This window comes from Actinomyces minihominis, assembly GCF_900187855.1.
Taxonomy (GTDB): domain Bacteria; phylum Actinomycetota; class Actinomycetes; order Actinomycetales; family Actinomycetaceae; genus Scrofimicrobium; species Scrofimicrobium minihominis.
On record NZ_FYEG01000007.1, the window covers coordinates 1 to 17,295 of the forward strand.

A 17,295-nucleotide genomic window follows, 5' to 3' on the forward strand; every position below is an offset into this window, starting at 1 on the left:
AACTAAACCCCACAGCAACACAAACTGTCCGACCTTCAAGTTGGCAACCACCAACTTCAACCCCGACTTTGTCGCACCATCACAAGCACAACCCGACCCGCGAGCAACACCAGCTGTCCTATAAGCCCGAAATGGGAGTCAGAGTTTGCGCAGACGCGAAAATGCCCCGGAATCTCAAGGATTCCGGGGCATTCCCAACGCGGAGACGGGGGGATTTGAACCCCCGAGGGGCGTGAACCCCTACCTCCTTAGCAGGGAGGCGCACTCGACCTGGCTATGCGACGTCTCCAGGCGCTCCTATGATACTTCGTAGATTGAAGTGGGACCAATCAACGGTGAAATCGCTATGTAGGTCACAAAACTTTAGGGAGAATCTTGGGGAAAACATCCGGATTGGTCGGCGCCCTACGCTGGGTCGGAGCGGTTCTATTCGCGCTTCTGACCGCAGTGTCCGTGCCTGCCCTGCTGGTCACCAACTGGATGAAAAACGAGATCCTCGATACGGAGGCTTTTGTCGCAACCCTTGAACCGCTGGCATACAGCCCCCAGTTTCAAGACTTCATTGCAGACAGCGCAGCCACAGCGGTAACCGACGCACTCAGTGACAGCACTGCATTCACCACCCTGGAAGGCATCGCCGGGGGTGCCGCGGGCCTTCTGGACCAGCTCCCACTCGGCTCCAATGCAACCGACACGCTGGATCAGATGGTTGCCGACCTCACCGACTCCGTTGCAGGCATCGTCGCAGATGCCACCATGCAGTTCCTCCAATCCGACTCATTCCCCCCACTCTGGTCAGCGGGCATGGCCGAGGTTCACGGGCAGCTAATCGGCACCCTGGCAGGGACGAGGGAAGCACCTCTCGGCCCCGAGGGCGGAGCTCTGCTCACCATCCAGGTTGCTCCGCTCACGGAGGTACTCAAGCAAACCCTGACGGAAGAGGGACAGTGGTGGGCTCAGTACATTCCGCAGCTCAACTTAGAGATCCCGATCGCCGAGCTTTACAACTTGCCGGTACTGCAGAAGCTGTACTCACTCTCGAGTGGAGCGAGCGGTGTCTTACTCGCCCTGGCTATCGTCTGCGCTCTTCTGGCTGTGCTTCTTGCACCCGGCCGACTGCTGATGGCTGGGATTACGGCCCTACTTACGTTCGGGACCACGTTCCTGCTTGCAGGCGCGGTCCCTGGGTTTGGCACGCAACATCTGGCCGTCCTCAGTGATGCCGACGCCCAGTCGGTATCCACACAGGTGTGGTCAATGCTTTCCGGTCCTCTGACAGGTTCCTTACACACGGCCTCTGGCATTGCGATTGGCGTGGCGGTCCTCATGCTCGCCATCGCCCTCATCACCTACTTTTTCGGGGGCCGAGGACGGACCGCGTAAATGCCGAGGGTGATCCATCCTCAAAATCAAACAGACTCACCGTTATGAAAGTTGCCCATCAACAATGGGCGCACTTCTTCGGGTGCCTATCGAAGCATGGGCTCATCCCAAACCCCGGACAAAGGGCCTAAGGGTTCGAATCCCTTACTCTCGATTTTTGAAGGCCATTTGAGGGTCGGACTGTTTTCTGGACGGTTCCGTCCCTAACGAATTACGGCACTCGACGACTGCCACCCCGTAGGTTCGGCAAAGAAACAAGAATCTCCCAAAGCATGCTTCCGGCGATACCTGAGGTCAATCCGGCACGGCAACATCCAAATCAGGAGTTGAAACCTCCCCCTGCCCATCGCTCGGGGCTTGTGTCTCCCCGTCACATTCATGGCCGAGGAGTCCTTCCACGCCGATTCCGAGGGCATTTGCCAATCCAAAGAGAGTTTTCATTCGCGGATTTGAGATCGGACCGCCCTCACGAGACGACCCACGACCAGCTTCGATTAGCTGTACTTGGTTCTTGGTGATCCCTGACTGATGGCCTAGCCGTGCTTGACTCAAATGAGCCTCTTTACGCAGCTCGGGCAGATGTTTGCCGAAACTGCGTGCGGCATCGGCGTCCCAATCCATATCTCAAGAGTGTCCAAAACGTAATGAAAAAACGACCATATATAACGAGGTTTTCTTCTACTGTGGAAGGAACTCCACTACGCACTTACGAGAAGACACGGGATCAAAATGAAGCGTCATTTTCTTTCAATCATTGCCATTGCAGGTCTCGCCTTAGGGCTCGCCTCCTGCTCAAGCGAGAACACCCCTCCACCCGAAACTACAGAGACCACGACTGTCACAGAGACGACGTCACCCACCGAAGAGGTCGTTGAAGAAGAAGTGGTCGAAGAGCAGCCTGCGACAGAACCAGCCAACAATGAAGAGGCCTGCCTTGCCGCTCTCGGAGCACTTTCTGATGCTTCCATGGAGATTCTGAGCAGCCTTTCAGACGAAACTGATTACGACCAGGCTCAGTATGAGTCCCTCAAGCTGTACGGGGAAGCCCTCGCTGCAGCAGGTGAGAAAATTTCCGACTCAGAGGTAAAGAACGCAGTCGTCACCCTTGGGAATGCCTACAAGGTTGCCATGGAGTCTGCCGAGAAGATCGCCAACGATGACATTAGCGCTTTGGCTGAGTACTACGAGGCTATGACCGACATCAGTGATGCCACAACCGCGCTAGAAGCAATCTGCGAGTAGTGGTCTCCACCAACCTCACGACCAAAGACAAGGACAACTCTATGAGTACTCAATCTCCAAGAACGGCGCCCATCATGTCAATGCCCCCGGCTTCACCTGTAGTATCACAGGCCCGCAAAGGCACAGCCCTGACGCTACTTATCGCATCCATCATTGGGTTCGCCTCGTTTTTCCTGCCGTGGGTCACTTTGTCTGGACTGAGCGACAACTATTTTGCATCGTGGAGCTCTCAACAAGCAATCCTCCCTCTAAGTGCCCTAACGGCTACCGCAGTACTCACAGTTATCTGGCTCGCTCTGCCCCGCAGATCAATGCGAGTCGCCGCCGGTGTCATCGGCCTCATTGCTGGAGCAATACTCCTCTATATTTCAGGCGGGTCGATCTTGACAATCATTGTCGGCTCTGGCCTCCTTGAAGGCGACCTGGGTGTCGGATTTGGCCTAATCATTTCGTTTGCTGTCTCAATCGTGATGGTCATCTTCGGCATCAAAGCACTGGTACTCCCACGTAAGAAGCAGCGGTAGCGCCCGACCCAAGACGTGCCTCGAGAGAGGCTAGTAGCACGGCCGCCTGCTGCTCGTGCCTGCCTTGCAAGACTGAAAGTCGAGAGTCGGCGGTCACCTCAACAGTGTGAAGTGGCGGGACAAAGTTCATTCCATGTCCCGCCACTTTTGCCATTGGTTGGGCCCTTAGGACGCCAGCGGGCCGGGGACGACTAATGTCCCCGTAGCATGAAATAGGTAATCAGTGCTGGCGTAGCCAAGAAAGAAACCCTGGAACCATCTGATTCCAGGGTTTCACTCGCGGAGAGTAAGGGATTCGAACCCTTGGTGCCATTGCTGACACAATGGTTTTCAAGACCATCACCTTCGGCCACTCGGTCAACTCTCCGGCGCTTCATTCTAACGATGCCGGGGCAGAAGCAGAAACCGATCGGGTGGTTCTGCGACCCAGGCAACATTCTTAGCACTAGATGCGGTGCTGGTCTCTTCCCCAAGAAAAGAAGGGCTTCCCCGCGGACTCTGCCCGGTGACGCCTGCTTTGGGGTCGGCTGGGCGCCCCTTCGGGCTTATCAAGAAGTCCCCGTGCCAAAGCTGCACCAATCGGAGGCCAAATCGGCACCCTACCGATTAGGAAGGCCTGAATCGTGTGGTAAATATCGGGGCGAGCTGAGATCGTCCCCCCCATCGGTTCATTGTGTTCGTTGAGCTGTCGGGCAATCACACCCGGATCCAGCATCATGTAGTCGTTGAGGTAGTCGATCCACGAGTGATACGAGTGCTCAAAGGCCTCGATATCACCGGCGTGCCCCCCGCTGTCCAGAGTGGCCCGACGCAGGGAAACGGCCGCGCAGATACCTTCGCAGAGGACCCACTGGAGTCGGTCTGTGAGGACCGGTTCGCCCTCAAAATCAACCGTGTAAAGGAAGCCGGGTTGGCCGTTACGGCGCCACCCATCCTTCCGTGCCCGCTCAAACAGTTCGACGGCACCGGGGCCGAGGAAACTTGGCTCTTTGAGCCCCTCTTCCCTCAGCGCCCCGCGCAGTTGAACGCCGAGGCGCGCCAGCTCCATGCCATGCCCAATCACGTAACCGTAGGGGTAGTGCGGCGTGTTTGGGTTGTCCCGGTTGAATTCCAGGAGCGGATTCCAGTTCTCATCGTGATGCTCTGGGACGCGCCAGTTGTGCTGACTGGCCTCACGGTAGGCAAAACTAAGCATCCGTTCGGCCCTCTGGGTCCACTCAAGGTCCTGAACCGCCTCGGACGCCGCCAGGTATGCCTCAACGGTGTGCATCAGAGCATTCATACCCCGGTATGGCTCACAGTAGGACCAATCCCGGCTGTAACGGTCTACCACCAGGCCTGTTTTTTCGTCATACCAGTGGCGCAGCTGTTCGTTGAGGGCGTCGTTCAACAGCTCGTGAGCCCCCGGACGGTTGGCGTTGGTTGCGGTTGCTGCCGCCAAAATCAGAAAGGACTGGGCATACTGCCACTTCTCATCGCCACCATCCCGCCAGGGCACGCCGTGTCCGTCCTCATTCGGATCGTGGTCGATGGCAGTGAACCAACCGCCAAACTCTCGGTCACGAAAGTACGTCTGCATGCAGCGAACTCCGTGGTCGGCGTAGCGGCGACTTCCAGGAATGCCCAGGAGGACGCCCAGCGAAAACGCGAACGTCATTCGTGCGGTGATGGCAAGGTCGATGGGACGCCCGACATCAAGCTTCCCCTCGGGAGTGAAGTATCCATATCCGGTTGGAGCCCAGGCGGCATGTCCATGAACCAAAAGGTCCTGCAGCTGCCGCGAAAGCCATCGATTATGCTCGATTGACTCCAACCAACCCATGTTTTCCACCTTTTTGGGGAGATAGTAGAGAGCAACGCCGCTCGGGGTTACCGGACCAATCGTACTAGCCAACCAGGTGGTTTTCTAAGACTTAGTACCTCTCGAGGAGGGCGTCCAGGACCGCAGCGGCCCCGTCGTGGTCCACGGCTCCGGTCGTGGTCTTTGCCGCCGCCACCACCTCGGGGGCTGCCCCGCCCATGGCGACCCCGTGCGCAGCCCAGTTCAGCATGGCGATGTCATTACTGCCATCCCCAATGGCGATGGTCCCGCGCGGGTGGATGCCAAGAAGCTCGGCTAGGCCCTTTAGGCTCTGAGCCTTGGTGGTGCCAAGCGCGGTAACATCGGCCCAGGCCGTCCAGCCGATAGCGCACTCAAACTCAGAGAGATCCGCGGCGGCAATCGCCTCCGCAAATTCTTCCCGACTCATCCACGGGGCGCGAATTACCATGCGAACCGCCGGATCCACCAGCAGCTGCTCCAGATCACGAAGATCCTGGATCGATGCCAGTTCACCCGGTGGAAACTCAAGGTTCACATTCATGCGTTCGTTGCCGCAGTCCATAGCCAGGTGGGTGCCCGGAATGACTGCGAGGATGGCCTCGACTGCCGCGCGCGGGTCAAAGTAGACCTCACCCACCTTGTCGTAGGTGAGCTGCCCATTGTGCTGACGAGACCAGCGAATCGTCTGGGCCCCGTTTGAGGACACCGAGTACCCCTCATTCAGCTCCAGCTCTTCAAACACCGGACGGGTGGCAGGAATGCCGCGACCGGTAGCGATCACCAGGTTCATACCGGCGTCAATGGCTGAGCCGACGGTGCGTCGCACATTCGGTGAAGCACCCTCGGCGGTCAGTAGCGTTCCGTCAACGTCGAGGGCGACGAGAAGCTGCGAGGGATCCTGCGGCAGGTCCCCTGGAAGAGCGAGTCGAGCATTCTCCACCTGCTCTCCATAGGGCAGCCCGGGCCCCTGGTGGGGCGGGGGCGTAATCAGCTGCAGTGTCAAAGAATCAGCCAACCTTAGGGGTCATGACTTCGAGACCGCCGAGGTAGGGGCGCAGGGCTGCAGGGATATTAACCGAACCGTCCTCGTTCTGGTGGTTCTCTAGCATTGCCACCAGCCAGCGGGTTGTCGCAAGGGTTCCGTTCAGGGTGGCTACCGCTCCGATTCCCTCTTCGGTGCGCTGACGCACCGAGAGGCGGCGGGCCTGGAACGTGGTGCAGTTCGAGGTCGAGGTGACCTCCATCCAGCGCTCCTGGGTGGGCAGCCACGCCTCGCAGTCAAACTTGCGAGCGGCTGAAGCGCCAAGGTCGCCAGCCGCGGTGTCGATAACCCGGTAGGGCAGTTCGACCTTACGCAGCATTTCCTCTTCCATGGCGAGGAGACGCTGGTGTTCCTCTACCGCGTCCTCCGGCTTGGCGTAGGAGAACATCTCAACCTTGTTGAACTGGTGCACGCGGATGATACCGCGGGTGTCGCGTCCCGCAGCTCCGGCCTCACGGCGGTAGCAGGTGGACCAGCCCGCGTAGCGCAGGGGTCCGTTGGTGAGATCCAGAATCTCGCCCTCGTGATAGCCCGCAAGCGCCACTTCAGAGGTGCCAACCAGGTAGAGGTCATCGGCGGGAAGGTAGTAGATCTCATCCGAGTGTTCCCCGAGGAAACCGGTGCCCCGCATGATCTCAGGCTTCACCAGGGTGGGGGTGATCTGCAGGTCAAAACCCGCGGCTGTCGCCTGGTCAACCGCCATGGTCAACAGTGCCAGTTCAAGGCGCGCGCCGATCCCGCTGAGATAGTAGAAACGACTGCCAGAGACCTTGGCGCCTCGTTTGACGTCAATGGCCCTGAGCCCCTCACCAAGTTCGAGGTGGTCCTTCGGGGCGAAACCCTCAGCGGCAAAGTCGCGAGGCTTCGGCCCCTCATGACGCAGAACCTTGAAGTCATCAGCGCCACCTGCCGGCACGCCGTCCTCGACAACATTGGAGATCTTCATGTTGTAGTCGTTGAAGCGAGCTTCGGCAGCATCGGCGAAATCCTTGGCTGCCGCCACCTGAACCGAAAGTTCCCTGGCTGCATCAAGGGCGTGCTGACGGTCTTCCGGCTTGGCCTTACCGATGTTTCGAGAGACTGTCTTCTGTTCGGCGCGCAGGCTCTCATACTCTTGAAGCGCACTTCTGCGCTCTTCATCAGCAGCAAGAAGGGAGTCGACAAGACTCACGTCCTCACCCCTGGCCTCCTGTGACCGGCGAACCGTATCTGGATCCTCACGAAGCAACCGCATATCAATCATGAGCCCATTCTACCGCCGCCGCCGCCCCGGCCTCGGACTCGTGGGCAAGCGAACACATCCGCCTGGCTAAAACGTCTCAACTGGGTACCGAGAACGCTACTCCCCGGCCCGCCGGGGGTGATCGGACTAGTCTTGGGGGCATGTTTTCAAGTGAGTGGTTGTGGGCCTGGCTGATACTCGGTGGGATTCTGATCGTCGCGCTAACTGCGATCATGACCATCGTGGTAGTTCGACACCGGCGTCGTCCCGCCGCTGCCACTTCTGCCAACCCGGAAGAGTTGGATAAGAAGGCAGCCGGGGGAGGGGTGTGGATCGTCGTCAACCCCGTGAAGCCAACCAACTACGAACGGTTTAAGGCAGAGATTGAGGAAGAGGTACTGAGGGCGACTGGTCGTCCCCCATTTTGGATCGAGACCACGGTTGAGGATCCCGGAACCGGCCAGGCCATCGAAGCCCTGCGGCACAAGCCATCCCTGGTGGTCGCAGCCGGAGGGGACGGAACCGTTCGTGCGGTCGCCGCCGGAATGGCTTTCTCGGGGGTGCCCATGGCGCTGCTCCCAATGGGGACGGGCAACCTGATGGCTCGGAACCTCGGTATCCCCCTCACCCACATTCCTGCTATCCGGCTTGCTCTCACCCCCATCAGTCGGCGGGTCGACCTCGCTTGGCTAAGTGTGGACCGAGTTGAGGAGGAGTCGGCGTTTCCCGCTGAAGGACACCTGCTGGTAGAGGCCGGTGCCAAGCAGGTGCGCACCCTTCCCGAGTGGGTTCGTGAGCCGGAAGAAAACGAGTACGCCTACCTGGTCATTGCGGGCGTCGGATTCGACGGTCAAACCATGGCCAACACGACCTCGGAGATGAAGAAGAAGGTGGGCTGGTCAGCCTACGTCTTGACCTCTTTCAAGGCCCTGCGAATTGAGCGCATGAAGGCCACCGTCACCGTCTATCGCACCGAGGGCGACCGAAAGTTCATCGGGGCGAAGTCAGGCCGCGGCCTCCGTGTTCCCAGCAAGGTCCAGGAGGCTGTTCGTGCCACAGGCGTCCTCGGGGTCCAGTCCGGTGCCTCCCCGGACACCTGTTCCACTGAGAACTGGGACATGACACCCATTCGCGCCCGCACGGTGCTGTTCGCCAACTGTGGTGAGCTGCCGTTTGCGCAGCTGGCCCCCGCGGCACTGATTGATGACGGCCAGTTGGATGTCATAGCCATCGACACCCAGGGTGGTTTGCTCGGCTGGTTCTACCTTTCGGTCAAGGTGTTCGGGAACCAGGCCGGGCTCCACCCCATTAACGTCAAGAATGATCTGGCTACCCTGCAGTTCCGCCAGACGCCGACCGCACGGGTTGATATATCCAAGGCCTACCCGGTCCAGGTTGACGGTGATCCCATCGGCACCGCCCGCACCGTGATTAGTCGTGTTGACCAGGGGGCGCTGCTGATCCGAGTTCCCTCCGGGTCGCCCGCGGCCATCCCCGACTGGGACCGCCGCATCTAGGTCTACCCGTGGGTGGTGGCGTGACCGAGGCGGCCGGTGAGGCCATCAACCCACGCCCTCGCCTCCACAAAATCCGTGTCGTGGGTGCCGCGCTGCACGTCCGCCCTCACCCCGTCAACCCGGGGATACGAGCCGAGGAACTGCACACTGGGGCAAGTCCTGTGCAGGCCGACCAGTGCCGCCTGGACCCGCTCTTCTGCGACGTGTCCCGCGATATCGATGGAGAAATCATAATGGCCGAGGCCGTTCCCTGAAGGACGTGACTCGATCCGTGACAGGTTGACGCCCCGGACACTGAACTGTTCCAGCATCATCAGTAGCGCTCCGGCTTCATCCGAGGGCAAACTGACCCGAATGGTCGTCTTATCGGCCCCGGTCGCCGGGGGCAGACTGCCCGGGCGCGCCGCCATGATGAAGCGGGTCACCGCCCCCGGGTTATCGGCCACATCGGTGACTAGTGCAACCAGGCCGTAGCGCTCCACCGAAGTGGCGTTGCAGAGGGCGGCGTCAAAGGGAAGTTCCGCGCTTTCCCCGCTGAGTTCCCCCAGGAGTTCAGCCGCAGCCGCGGTTGAGGTGGTGGGGACATGAACCACATTGGGCAACGTCTCTTCAGACCAGATGCGGCACTGCGCCCAGGCGTGCGGATGGGTGCCGACGGTGCGAATATCCGCCATGGTGGTTCCCGGACGTGCGGCAAGGACGAACCGAACCGGCACAATCATCTCCGCAACAATATGCAGGTTTTCCCCACGGGACAGCGTGTCGATGGTGGCGTTGACACCGCCCTCGATTGAGTTCTCGATCGGCACCACCGCTCGGTCAACGGCTCCGTTTCGAACGGCCTCAAGTGCCTGCGGTGCCGAAGTGGCGGGCAGCAGCTGAGCCCCGGCGGGGGCGACCTGCCACACGGCCTGCTCCGTAAAGGTACCGAACGGACCTAGAAATGAAATCTTGAGGTCACCATCCAGAGGAGGGGGGCCGGGCAGGTTCGTTGCCGCCGCTACCTTCTGAACCATCGTCACACTTCCTTAACTCACCGAACATTCTCGACCTAGATGACCCTAGCGCTGTCGCGAGGAGAAGTGTCCCCTAGTTACACGCAGTGATCTCGTAGAGCCTAGTGTCACCGGCTTCGGCAACCAGTTCGAAACCGACGCTGGTGTTCACGTTGTACAGCCCCGGCATCCGGTCGGATCGAAGACGCCCAAAGTAGGCTCCATCCGGACGGGACATGTAGTGGGTGATCCCAGCCTTGTTAATGGCCTCGCACACCTCGGGGTCCGTGTTCAAGTCACCAAAGCGCTTGACGATCACCTTCTGGGTTTCGACGTCCTCATTCAGCAGGGACAGCTGTGGGAAGTACACCCAGCGCTGACCGATAGCCTGCGCATACACCACCCCGGCCTGGGGATCCCCGAGGACGACGGCATCTTCCGGAAGCAGGTCGGGCAGGGTCGCCATCAGGTCCAGTACCGACTGCTCTGCCATTCCCGCCTTGCCCAGAGCACTGGCATCAAAAACTCCCCGCGCCTCATTGATCCGCGTATCCATGGCACCAAACCCGGTTCCGACCAGCAGGATCACCCCAAGCGCAGCGGAAATCCACCGCTCCTGGCTGCGGGTTCCCCGACTGACCTTCAAGTTCCACCAGTTGACACACCAGGACGCCAGCAAACCAAAACCAACCGCGACGATGGGGACGAGGGCGACCGACATCGCCTCCATGATCCGCCGACCGTCAGAGAACCAGGGACCGACGATCCACTTGCGAATTTCCCAGTCGGGTCCATAGGCGAAGAAAACCAGGGTAATGAAGACCAGATAGGACCAGATCGGCCATGCCGGCGGGCGCATTCCTCCCGGCCAGGGCGCCCAGGACAGCTGCCCGAAGCGTCCCCCTACAATGCGGATGATGCCGAGGATCAGCAGGACGGTAATGACGAAGTTGTAGGCCATCAGACCATAGGTCAGATCGTAGGGCGGGTTTGGCACCAGGGCCTGAGAGATAGCCGTCTGCAGACCCACACCGGAGCGCGGGTAACTGCGCAGCGAACCCACCTCGGGGCGCAGCTGCACCCAGATGAACACGGCGACGGAGAGGGCGAAGGCCGCAATCGTGCCGCCCAGAAGCCAGGGGCGACGGGTACGCACGCCCTCGACAACCAGGCGATAGGCACCGGCCAGAAGCGGGGCGAGCAGCAGGAGGAGGATATTGAAGGCATAAACCTGGTGGGACTGGACTCCCCCCAGCACAGTGGCAAGGGCGACCACAAGCAGAAGCCCGGTGGTTCCCCAGGAGGCGGCACGCAGGGGGGTCACCGAACGGAAATCGCGGGGGTCGGTTCCCACCCGCAGCGAGCTCATGAACGAGCGACCCAGAAGAATCACGATCACAGCTCCGCCGGGCAGAAGAGCGACCGACATTGCGTTTGGCGCCTGCGAGTAGGCATTGAGGGCATCCGCCGGCATCGAGGGCAGAACACCCGCAATCACCGCAGCTGCCAGGGCCACACGACGGCTGGGATAGAGGGTGTAGGCGTAGATGGCGCTGCCCACCACCCAGACGGCAATAAGCGCCAGGCTGACGGCATTGGTTGCTTCAACGGTTGTGCCCGGGGTGGCAAAGAGGGCTGTAAAGATGTGCCAACCGACCGGGTAGCCAGTAGCTAGACCGCCGCCATAGTTATGCGCTAGAGCCGCAGTCGGGGTGGCGATGCCCAGCTGGGTGATTCCCCATACCCCGTTGATGTGGAATGAAGGGTCCCACTGCTGCACCGGGTTGCCAGCCGGGGCAACCAGCATCATGGGAAGAGCGGCCAGCAACCAGCCGACGAACGCCGCAGCAGCAAAGCCAAGGGACCAGAACTGCATTCGGTAGCGTGGGCGCCCGACGCTGACCACCCTGCGTCGCCGAGCAAAGAGGGCACCGCCGAGTGCCCCGATGAGGGCGAGGACGGGAAGAACCCGAGCCCCCGACCAGAACCAGCCAAGCTGGTAGTACAGAAGTGAGAGTGGAAGGAGCAGCGCCGTTGTCACAGCGGGCGAAGCTGCAAACGCAGCCGGGGCCGGGACCCTCGCTAGGCGCAGCCAGAAGTAGGTCGTTCCAACCCAGGTAACGACCATTGCCGCGGCAAGTCCGATCCAGGGAATCCAACCCACCAGGACACTCACCTGGAAGACTCCTCCACGGTGACCTCGTCCTCGACCGCACCTTGTTCAGCAGATTCGGCGGACTCGCCGGCTTTCTGCTCTGCCTTCTGCCTGCGCTTGCTCAGCACGATCTCCACCACCATGGGGATCACAGAGACGATGACAATGAGGACGATGATGACCTCGAGGTTCTCATGGACAAACGGAACACCGCCGAGGGCAGCGCCAGCCCAGGTCACTCCGGCGCCCCAGAGCAGAGCACCCGTCATGCTGTAGGCGAGGAACTTCCGGTAGGGATACTTAGCGATTCCAGCCACCAGGGGAACGAAGGTTCGCACGAACGGGACGAAACGGCCAATCACCAGCGCCCGTCCGCCGTAGCGGGCGAAGAAGGCTTCCGACTGCTCCACGTACTCGGTCTTGAGGATGCGCGCATCGTCCTTGAACAGGCCCCGTCCGTAGCGCTTCCCCAGGAAGTACCCCACCTGGGAACCGAGGAAGGCGGCAATCAGGATGATCCCGATCATGACCCACATGTTGATACCCAGCTGGGTGTGCAGCAGGCCGGCTGCGAACAGAAGTGAGTCGCCCGGCAGGACCGGGAAGAGAACACCCGACTCGATGAAAACGATGATGGCGACACCGAGGAGAACCCAGGGACCCATGGCAATCAGCAGCGTGGTGGGGTCACGGAACCAGTCGACCAGTGTGTCGAACCAGTTGGCCGCCACAAGCGGCAAGCCCGGCAGGGCCGTCGGCACCAAAGTGGCATCAAAAAGCGATGCGGAGTGGACCAAAACGGTCTCCATTACTACCTCTGTTCCCAGTGTGTCAGCAAGCCTTGATCCTATTAGAGGGAGCGGAGGCAACCTACCAACTGCGTCGAATCTCAAACTTTCTCAGGGAGTTTTGGGGGTTGTCACCCACTGCGACGGGCCCGGTCTAAAGGTAAGTCTGGCTAGACTAACCCCATGCCGGTAGACCATGAACCCGACGCTGTGACGTCAACAGCGCCCACAACTGTGGTCTCCGAACGGGACGGGGAGGCAATCGTTCAGTCCCGCCTCAGCCACGGAGTTTTCGTTTCCGACTCTGTTCCGGGCAGGCGACGCCGACTTGAGGATGCTGTCGAAACCATCTTCACCCTGGCCGGGATCGTCCTGGTTCTGCTGCTTGGGGTCTATGCCCAATCCACCACCCAGGGGGTGGAGGAGGACGTGCGGGCCGCCCTCGACACCGTCATTCGCCAGGTCCTGTTCTTTCCACTGAGCTTCCTTGAGGGAACCTTCGTCATCCTCGCCCCCGTGGGGCTGATCGTCTACCTGGTGCGCCACCGCGACTACTCGACAATCATCCACACGGTTCTGACCGGTCTGTTCACGGTCCTGGTGGGGTGGGGTCTTCGACTCGCGCTTCCGTACCTGCCTGAAACCATCTCGGATGGCCTTGAGATCATCACCCCGACCGGCAGCATCGAGTCGATCAGTATTGTCTACATGGTCCTGGCAGCCATGACAACCGTGGTGGGAACGACCTCGACATCCAAGAGCGTCAAGTTCACCTGGCTGGGGATCTGGATCCTTCTGTTCTTCGCCCTCATTCGCGGCACCACCACCCTGCAGGGGGCTCTGGTGACGATCCTTTTGGGGCGGATGATCGGCACACTGGCCCGGTGGATTGGCGGGTTCAACGATGCTCGCGCCCTTCCCGCCGACCTCGTTGATGCGGCCCTGGCAGTGGGAATCAACCCGACCCGTCTGGTCCGAGTTGACCTTCCGACGGAGCGCCAACCCCTGGAAACCTGGATTGTGACCGAGAGTGATGAGCTGCCGGACTACCGTATCGGTCAGATTCACCCCCCACTTATCACGACACCGATTCTCGATACCCAAAACGAGTTCACCGTGACTCCGCAGTACTCCCGCGACTCTGACCGCCAGTACCAGATGTGGGTCGAGGGCGGGGCCATCCTCGACGTCCACGTCCTCGACCCGGATACGGGCATCACCTCCCTAGCTTCCGATATGTGGTCGAACCTGAGGCTGCGCGGTACCGAACGCCTAATCAGCCCCGCCATCAAGATCAATGCTCAGCGAGAGATGCTGGCTGCCAGCATCGCTGCAAAGGCCGGGGTGCGGACTCCCCAACCAATCGCCGTCGCAGACGCCGGTAGTTCCGTAGCTCTCTTCTGGGAACCCCTTCCGCTGACGGTGCCACTGCTGAAGCTAAGCGACAGCGGTTTTGAAATCAGCGATGACACCCTGGACCAGGCCTGGGAGCAGCTGAAGAGCGCCCACAGCCGCGATGTCTGCCACCGCAACCTTGATGTTGACGCCCTGACGCTAGATGAGCACCTCAACCTGTGGATCCTCAACTGGAACCAGGCTGATATGGGCTCCAACGACATCGCTCGCCGCATCGACTGCGCACAGATGCTGGTGCACCTCTCTCTGGCAACCAGCGTCGAGAGGGCGGTCGCCTCAGCCCAGCGCATGATTGGCCTGCCCGAACTACTCTCGATTGCCCTGGTCCTCCAGTCGGCTGCCCTGCCCGTTGGCCTGCGAGCCCGCGCCCGTAAGAGCAAGGTGATCGACCAACTCCGTGAACGCCTCTCTGAAATCACCCCCGCCACCCAGACACTGGAACCCCTCAAACTAGAGCGCTTCTCGGCCAAGTCGGTTGTCATGGCCTTCCTCCTGGTGATGGCGCTCGTAGCCGTCATGGGTTCCCTCAACTTTGAGGCCGTCGGCAAGGCCCTCAGTGATGCCAACATCTACTGGGTCATCGCGGTGTTCCTCATCGGATCCGTTACCTGGGTGGGGGCCGCCATTCCGCTGGTTGCCTTTGCTCCCAAGAAGATTCGCCTCTGGAACGCCACCCTGGCCCAGATGGCAGCTTCGATTGTCACCCTGGTGGCCCCGGCTGGCATCGGTCCCGCCGCCCTAAACCTGCGCTTCCTCAACCGCGAAAAGCTCTCCACCCCCGTTGCAGTCGCCACCGTGACCCTGGTGCAGATCTCGCAGTTCCTCACCTCGGTTGTCCTGCTCCTCCTGGTCGTCATCGGGACCGGAACGTCCCTGAACGGCCTCAACATTCCCACCATGACCATCGTCTGGGTGGTTGCGGCCGTGGGGACACTTCTTTCCGCCACGCTTGCGGTTCCCAAGGTTCGCAAATGGATTTGGAAGAAGCTGCGTCCCTCGTGGGATCAGGTCTACCCGCAGCTGCTGTGGATCATGGGACACCCGAAGCAGCTTCTGATTGCCGTCGGTGGCAACATGCTGATGAACATCGGTTACATCGGAGCCTTCGGGGCAGCTCTAGCGGCGTTCGGCGTGGTTCTGGACCCGCTTTCACTCGCCCTCACCTACCTGGTCTCCTCCACCCTCGGTTCGGTAATTCCTACCCCCGGTGGCATCGGACCTGTCGAAATGGCCCTCACCGCGGGTCTGCAGGTCGCCGGAGTTCCCCCGGCCATCGCCCTTTCAACCGCAGTCCTCTTCCGCCTCATGACCTTCTACGGACGCATCCCGTTCGGCTGGTTGGCCCTGAAGCACATGGAAAAGAAGGGGCTGCTCTAGCAGCGGCGCCCTACGGGTCGCGCTGGTTATCGGTTTCGATGGCGTTGCCGATATCTATCTTCATCTGCTCGTTCAACCAACTCGTTGAGCCGAGGCGACCCTGCGCCACGGCCTCGTCAAAACCAAGAACCCTCAACCACACGTCCACCAGTTCGCGGTGGTAGGTATGGCCGTGACCGGCGGGGGCCGTACCTGCCACCGGTAGGTCTGTCATGAGTTGCAGGTAGGTGACGAACGGGGTGTAGTGCATAACGGGAACGTCGAGGCCGGCGCGTTCGCGAATCCAATCCGGCTCCTTCACCATCACCCCGACGTCGTACCACACCACGGGATCTGAGGCGTGCTGAGCAAAGACAATCCGGGGAAAGTCCCACCTGCCGAACTCTCTGCCGTAACGGTCCCTGGTGAGCTGCTCCGGGTTGTTGACAAAGCGCATGTGTTTTCCGCTGTCGTAGACCGGGGCAACCTCCGGACTGCCTCCGTGACGTCCAGCCGTCAGTTCGCGCAGCAGTTTCGACTTGTGGGGGGAACCCGTCCAAATGGCTCCGTCGGCACGCTCCACCAGGTCCTGCCCATTGGCGAAGACATCCTGCGAACCGTAAGCCCCCAAAGACTCACCCGAAACGATGACAAGGGGACGCTTTTCCTCAGGCATCTGGTGGACGTACTGCTCGACTCGGTTGAAAAGGTAGGTGCCCGCATCTGAACAGGGGGTCAGGTCAGAGACCAGAAGCGCAGCCGAAAAGAGGTAGGAGTACTGCATGGTAACCACCGCGCAGTCACCCCGCGTCAAGTACTCCATGGGTTGCACCAGCCACTCATCAACCCAACCGGAACCAGTCGCGGTGTTGACCAGTACGACGGAACGCTCAAAGCCGCCCGCCCGCTCCAGATCTGCGATGGCGAGATCCGCCAGTTCCTCAAGATCGGAACTCTTGGTGGGCATTCCGGCGTAGATCCGAATCGGTTCCATGGCCGGCAGGCCCGTGACATCCTCAATCATCTGGCGACTGGGGCCCTTGCAAATGAACTTACGCCCCTGCCCTCCGATGGAGTCCCAGGGGACCAGCGAGGCCGGGGAACCCGAACGCTCCGGCACCTGCGGCTGCGGATATCCGCCCCCACTCTTGGTGTTGAGGGCTTCCGCCTTGTGGGCAAACAGAGCCATAAGGGACTTGAAGACGATTTTGTTGGACACCAGAAAGACAATGATGACAATAAAACCGAAGGCAACGGCGAGGGCGATGGGGCGGTAAATCCACAGGGATAACAGGTCGACGGTGTGGATGAAAATGCGTCGCAGAATGTAGACGACGCCCATCACAACCACGAACATTCCCGCGGTGGCCACCAGTCCCAGCAGATACTCCGGCGCCTTAACCGGCTTCATTTCCTGCAGCTCAGCGGCCTGTTGACCCGCCCGGTAAGAGGACCAGACAGAACGCAGCACCCAGATCAAGACCACCGCGATCAACAGGAAGGTCAGACCCTGCTCTACGCCACCCGGAGCCGAGATCGTGATGTCCAGGTTGTGCAGCGCGGAACTGACCCCCACCTGGACTCCCCAGCCGAGGGCGTAGCCGATTCCCGTGGCAATCCCAGAGACAAAGCCGTGCCACCACCAGCGGCGCGGCAGGACCGAGGGCGTCACTGAGACGGCATAGAAGATCGCGGCAAATATCCCGCCGAACAACGATGGCTCAATCACGACGCCTCACTTTTGTCATCTCTGCCTTGCGATGCGCCCTGCGCACTATCGAACTGTACCTGCCCAACTTGAGACCAGGACGCCTCCAGACTCCAGAAGTCCAC

General features: G+C 60.5%; 13 protein-coding genes and 2 tRNA genes. 5 read left to right on the plus strand and 10 right to left on the minus strand.

Features of this window, described 5'->3' with window-relative positions; translation table 11 throughout:
* Nucleotides 1–200 precede the first annotated feature (200 nt).
* Nucleotides 201–289 (minus strand) — tRNA-Ser (locus CS903_RS07335).
* An 86-nt stretch (nucleotides 290–375) separates the two neighbouring features.
* Between CS903_RS07335 and CS903_RS07340 the strand changes: the two genes are divergently transcribed.
* A complete protein-coding gene (locus CS903_RS07340; RefSeq protein WP_129587626.1) occupies nucleotides 376–1,383 on the plus strand; it encodes a hypothetical protein in 1,008 nt (335 codons plus the stop codon).
* A 294-nt stretch (nucleotides 1,384–1,677) separates the two neighbouring features.
* On the opposite strand, the gene CS903_RS07345 is transcribed toward CS903_RS07340, so the two are convergent.
* On the minus strand, nucleotides 1,678–2,004 hold the full coding sequence (locus CS903_RS07345) for a helix-turn-helix transcriptional regulator (protein WP_099332911.1): 327 nt from the start codon (nucleotides 2,002–2,004) through the stop codon (nucleotides 1,678–1,680).
* 108 nt (nucleotides 2,005–2,112) lie between these two features.
* Between CS903_RS07345 and CS903_RS07350 the strand changes: the two genes are divergently transcribed.
* A complete protein-coding gene (locus CS903_RS07350; protein WP_099332912.1) occupies nucleotides 2,113–2,625 on the plus strand; it encodes a hypothetical protein in 513 nt (170 codons plus the stop codon).
* 41 nt (nucleotides 2,626–2,666) lie between these two features.
* On the plus strand, nucleotides 2,667–3,149 hold the full coding sequence (locus CS903_RS09315; protein WP_129587627.1) for a hypothetical protein: 483 nt from the start codon (nucleotides 2,667–2,669) through the stop codon (nucleotides 3,147–3,149).
* Between the two features lie 280 nt (nucleotides 3,150–3,429).
* On the opposite strand, the gene CS903_RS07360 is transcribed toward CS903_RS09315, so the two are convergent.
* The 4 genes from CS903_RS07360 to serS form a co-directional block, all read right to left on the minus strand.
* A tRNA-Ser gene (locus CS903_RS07360) sits at nucleotides 3,430–3,516 on the minus strand.
* A 78-nt stretch (nucleotides 3,517–3,594) separates the two neighbouring features.
* On the minus strand, nucleotides 3,595–4,971 hold the full coding sequence (locus CS903_RS07365; RefSeq protein ID WP_099332914.1) for an AGE family epimerase/isomerase: 1,377 nt from the start codon (nucleotides 4,969–4,971) through the stop codon (nucleotides 3,595–3,597).
* Between the two features lie 91 nt (nucleotides 4,972–5,062).
* The gene (locus CS903_RS07370) at nucleotides 5,063–5,974 is read right to left on the minus strand and encodes an HAD family hydrolase (RefSeq protein WP_164996711.1); all 912 of its coding nucleotides are present in this window, start codon (nucleotides 5,972–5,974) and stop codon (nucleotides 5,063–5,065) included.
* 4 nt (nucleotides 5,975–5,978) lie between these two features.
* A complete protein-coding gene (gene serS, locus CS903_RS07375) occupies nucleotides 5,979–7,256 on the minus strand; it encodes a serine--tRNA ligase (protein WP_099332916.1) in 1,278 nt (425 codons plus the stop codon).
* Between the two features lie 140 nt (nucleotides 7,257–7,396).
* On the opposite strand from serS, the gene CS903_RS07380 reads away from it, so the two are divergent.
* Nucleotides 7,397–8,752 (plus strand): diacylglycerol/lipid kinase family protein, encoded by a 1,356-nt coding sequence (locus tag CS903_RS07380; RefSeq protein WP_099332917.1) that lies wholly within the window; start codon nucleotides 7,397–7,399, stop codon nucleotides 8,750–8,752.
* Nucleotides 8,753–8,754: 2 nt separating this feature from the next.
* Here CS903_RS07380 and pheA read toward each other — a convergent pair whose 3' ends face one another.
* The 3 genes from pheA to CS903_RS07395 all read right to left on the minus strand — a co-directional run bounded on the left by pheA (nucleotide 8,755) and on the right by CS903_RS07395 (nucleotide 12,711).
* On the minus strand, nucleotides 8,755–9,768 hold the full coding sequence (gene pheA, locus CS903_RS07385; RefSeq protein ID WP_099332918.1) for a prephenate dehydratase: 1,014 nt from the start codon (nucleotides 9,766–9,768) through the stop codon (nucleotides 8,755–8,757).
* 73 nt (nucleotides 9,769–9,841) lie between these two features.
* Nucleotides 9,842–11,923, minus strand: coding sequence for a DUF6541 family protein (locus CS903_RS07390; protein WP_099332919.1), 2,082 nt, complete (start codon nucleotides 11,921–11,923; stop codon nucleotides 9,842–9,844).
* The gene (locus CS903_RS07395; RefSeq protein ID WP_099332920.1) at nucleotides 11,920–12,711 is read right to left on the minus strand and encodes a DedA family protein; all 792 of its coding nucleotides are present in this window, start codon (nucleotides 12,709–12,711) and stop codon (nucleotides 11,920–11,922) included. Before CS903_RS07395 ends, CS903_RS07390 begins: the two co-directional genes overlap by 4 nt.
* Before the next feature lie 162 nt (nucleotides 12,712–12,873).
* Between CS903_RS07395 and CS903_RS07400 the strand changes: the two genes are divergently transcribed.
* Nucleotides 12,874–15,483: a lysylphosphatidylglycerol synthase transmembrane domain-containing protein gene (locus CS903_RS07400; RefSeq protein WP_099332921.1), complete on the plus strand. Its 2,610-nt coding sequence runs from the start codon at nucleotides 12,874–12,876 to the stop codon at nucleotides 15,481–15,483.
* A 10-nt stretch (nucleotides 15,484–15,493) separates the two neighbouring features.
* Here CS903_RS07400 and CS903_RS07405 read toward each other — a convergent pair whose 3' ends face one another.
* Nucleotides 15,494–17,191, minus strand: a complete 1,698-nt coding sequence (locus CS903_RS07405; protein ID WP_099332922.1) for an alpha/beta-hydrolase family protein — start codon at nucleotides 17,189–17,191, stop codon at nucleotides 15,494–15,496.
* Nucleotides 17,192–17,295 lie beyond the last annotated feature (104 nt).

Excerpts from the sequence above, each read along its gene's own strand:
- CS903_RS07345 (WP_099332911.1), bottom strand. The coding sequence starts at position 2,004 with ATGGATTGGGACGCCGATGCCGCACGCAGTTTCGGCAAACATCTGCCC.
- CS903_RS07350 (WP_099332912.1), top strand. The coding sequence starts at position 2,113 with ATGAAGCGTCATTTTCTTTCAATCATTGCCATTGCAGGTCTCGCCTTA.
- CS903_RS09315 (WP_129587627.1), top strand. The coding sequence starts at position 2,667 with ATGAGTACTCAATCTCCAAGAACGGCGCCCATCATGTCAATGCCCCCG.
- CS903_RS07365 (WP_099332914.1), bottom strand. The coding sequence starts at position 4,971 with ATGGGTTGGTTGGAGTCAATCGAGCATAATCGATGGCTTTCGCGGCAG.
- serS (WP_099332916.1), bottom strand. The coding sequence starts at position 7,256 with ATGATTGATATGCGGTTGCTTCGTGAGGATCCAGATACGGTTCGCCGG.
- CS903_RS07380 (WP_099332917.1), top strand. The coding sequence starts at position 7,397 with ATGTTTTCAAGTGAGTGGTTGTGGGCCTGGCTGATACTCGGTGGGATT.
- pheA (WP_099332918.1), bottom strand. The coding sequence starts at position 9,768 with ATGGTTCAGAAGGTAGCGGCGGCAACGAACCTGCCCGGCCCCCCTCCT.
- CS903_RS07395 (WP_099332920.1), bottom strand. The coding sequence starts at position 12,711 with ATGGAGACCGTTTTGGTCCACTCCGCATCGCTTTTTGATGCCACTTTG.
- CS903_RS07400 (WP_099332921.1), top strand. The coding sequence starts at position 12,874 with ATGCCGGTAGACCATGAACCCGACGCTGTGACGTCAACAGCGCCCACA.